At 70.1% G+C, this 3,196-nt stretch carries 1 protein-coding gene and 1 pseudogene; both read right to left on the bottom strand.

Going from position 1 to position 3,196, the window contains the following annotated elements:
- Nucleotides 1-540: pseudogene (locus FMEAI12_RS39030) on the bottom strand (hypothetical protein); the annotation flags it as partial.
- 107 nt (nt 541-647) lie between these two features.
- Nucleotides 648-3,161: a DNA gyrase subunit A gene (gene gyrA / locus FMEAI12_RS34310; RefSeq protein WP_112109229.1), complete on the bottom strand. Its 2,514-nt coding sequence runs from the start codon at nt 3,159-3,161 to the stop codon at nt 648-650.
- Between the last annotated feature and the right edge of the window lie 35 nt (nt 3,162-3,196).

The raw sequence follows: 3,196 nt of genomic DNA, 5'->3' as shown, positions 1-3,196 counted from the left end.
GGCGGGGCGGCGAGCCCGTTCTTCCAGCGTCCCGGGCGGGACGAGAACGACCCGTCCGACCGGGACGGTGCGGGTGGCCAGACCAGTCAGACGACACACCTCGGCGTCAGCGGGACGGCCATCGGTCCCGGGACGCCCGTCGGCGGGACGGCCGGTGCCGGGGAGGAACGCGCGCTTGGACTCTCCGTCGGCCTTTCCCGGTGTCGAGCGGGGACCACCCACACCGCCCCCCGCCGCCGAGCTCACGCCGGTTCCGGAGCCGGTTGTCCCGGGAGCTCCCTTGCCGATCCCAGTTCCGGAACCGGCACCGGAACCCACGCCTGGTGCCGCGCCCACGGGCCCGGCCTTCGCCGTGCCGGACCGGCTGGAACCAGCCGCGGAGGCACCGCCGGCGGTGGTACCGCCAGCCGCGGCGCGCCCGGCGGCGGTACCACCGACAGGCGCGCCACCGGCCACGGCCGCGGTGCGCTGCTCCGGACGGGCCGGGGATGCGCGGTGGACGGCCGACCGGGCGGGCCGGTCATTCTGACTGTCGCTCACGGATTCTCCCCGTCCACTCCTGGTCGCACGTGTGGCTTCACGCCCGTGGTCCTGGCATGCCACCGACGACGCGCGCCGTGGCCGCCCGGGACGTCACGTCACCGGCTTCAGCCCGCCGTGCCGTCCGACCCGGCGGTCTCGCCGTCGCCGTCACTGTCGTTGGCATCAGCATTGCGCGCCACACCGACCACCTGCACACCGGCCTCCAGGTCGATGAGCCGTACGCCCATCGTCTGCCGTTGTGCCCGGCGAACATCCTTCGCTACGGTACGCAACACACCGCCATTGGATGTGATGGCGTAGAGCTGGTCGTTCGGCTCCACGACGAGCGCCCCGACCAGACCGCCCCGGGTCGACACGATCTTCGCCGTGAGGACCCCCTTGCCGCCTCGGCCCTGGATGGGGTACTCGGCGAGCGGCGTCCGCTTCGCGTAGCCGCCACTGGTCGCGACCAGCAGATCCGCGGGGCTCTCCGGCATGACGACGTCCATCGAGAGCAGTTCGTCGGCATCGTCGAACCGCATGCCGATCACGCCGGACGTCGCCCGTCCCATCGGCCGCAGCTGCTCGTCGTCGGCGTGGAATCGGATGGACTGGGCGTTGCGGCTGACCAGCAGCAGGTCGTCACCGGGAGCGACGAGACGGGCGGAAATCAGCTCGTCGTCGTCGCGCAGGTTGATGGCGACCAGGCCGCCGGCGCGGTTGGAGTCGAAGTCGGTCAGCGCCGTCTTCTTGCACAGGCCGCGCTTGGTGGCGAGCACCAGGTAGGGGGCGGCCTGGTAGTCCTGGATCGCCATCACCTCGGCGATCCGCTCGTCCTGGCTGAAGGCGAGGATGTTCGCGACGTGCTGCCCCTTGGCGCTGCGCGCCTGCTCGGGCAGCTCGTGCGCCTTCGCCCGGTAGACCCGGCCCTTGTTGGTGAAGAACAGCAGCCAGTGGTGCGTCGTCGTGACGAAGAAGTGCTCGACGATGTCGTCCTCGCGCAGCGCCGCGCCCTGCACGCCCTTGCCGCCGCGCTTCTGCGAGCGGTAGAGGTCGGTCTTGGTCCGCTTGGCATACCCGCCGCGGGTCACCGTGACGACGACGTCCTCGCGGGCGATGAGGTCCTCGACGGACATGTCGCCCTCGAACGGGACGAGCCGCGTCCGCCGCTCGTCGCCGAACTTCTCGACGACCTCGGCCAGCTCCTGACCGATGATCTCGCGCTGCCGCGCCGGCGAGGCGAGGATCGCCTCCAGCTCGTCGATCTTGGCGCGCAGCTCGGCGGCCTCGTCGATGATGCGCTGACGCTCGAGGAACGCCAGGCGGCGCAGCTGCATGTCGAGGATCGCGGTGGCCTGGATCTCGGAGAGCGAGAAGCGCTCCATGAGCTGGCCGCGTGCGACCTCCGCCGACTCCGCGTTGCGGATGAGGGCGATGACCTCGTCCAGGTGGTCGAGCGCGATCAGCAGACCGTCGAGGACGTGCAGCCGCTCGCGGGCCTTGCGCAGCTGGTAGCGGGTCCGCCGGACGATCACGTCGACCTGGTGCTCGACGTAGTAGGAGATCATCTGGTCGAGGCGCAGGGTGCGCGGCACGCCGTCGACGATCGCCAGCATGTTGACGCCGAAGGTGTCCTGCAGCTGGGTGTGCTTGTACAGGTTGTTCAGCACGACCTTGGCGACGGCGTCGCGCTTGAGGTCGATGACGAGCCGCTGCCCGATGCGCGCGGACGTCTCGTCACGGACGTCCGAGATGCCGGTGACCTTGTTGTCCCGGACGAGCTCGGCGATCTTCTCGGCGAGGTTGTCCGGGTTGACCTGGTACGGCAGCTCGGTGACGACGAGCTGGGTCCGGCCCTTGTTCTCCTCGACGTTGACGACGGCGCGCATCCGGATGCTGCCGCGACCGGTGCGGTAGGCATCCTCGATGCCGTTGCGCCCGACGATCAGGCCGTGGGTCGGGAAGTCCGGGCCCTTGATGATGCCGAGGAGCGCCTCGAGCAGCTCCTCGGCGGTGGCATCCGGGTGATCCAGTGCCCACTGGACGCCCTTGGCGACCTCAACCAGGTTGTGCGGCGGGATGTTGGTCGCCATGCCGACGGCGATGCCGCCCGCGCCGTTCACCAACAGGTTGGGGAAGCGACTGGGCAGGACGAGCGGCTCCTGTGAGCGGCCGTCGTAGTTCGGCGCGAAGTCGACCGTCTCCTGGTCGATGTCGCGCAGCATCTCCATGGCCAGCGGCGCCATCCGGGCCTCGGTGTACCGCATGGCGGCGGGCGGGTCGTTGCCCGGTGAGCCGAAGTTGCCGTTACCGTCGACCAGTGGGTAACGCAGCGACCACGGCTGGGCGAGGCGGACGAGCGTGTCGTAGATCGCCGAGTCGCCGTGCGGGTGGTAGTTACCCATGACGTCACCGACGACGCGGGAGCACTTGAAGTACCCCCGGTCAGGCCGGTAACCGCCGTCGTACATCGCGTACAGGACCCTGCGGTGGACGGGCTTCAACCCGTCACGCACCTCCGGCAGGGCACGGCCGACGATGACGGACATGGCGTAGTCGAGGTACGACCGCTGCATCTCGACTTCGATGCCGATGGGTTCGATGCGGTCGCCGGGGGGCGGGGGTAGGACGTCGACCACGGGGTCCTTCCAGGCAGTGGGGGCGATGAGTCGGC

The sequence above is a fragment of the Parafrankia sp. Ea1.12 genome (assembly GCF_900465275.1).
GTDB lineage: Bacteria > Actinomycetota > Actinomycetes > Frankiales > Frankiaceae > Parafrankia > Parafrankia soli.
Note: the sequence above shows the minus strand (reverse complement) of the source record. Positions and strands in the feature narration are given on the sequence as shown.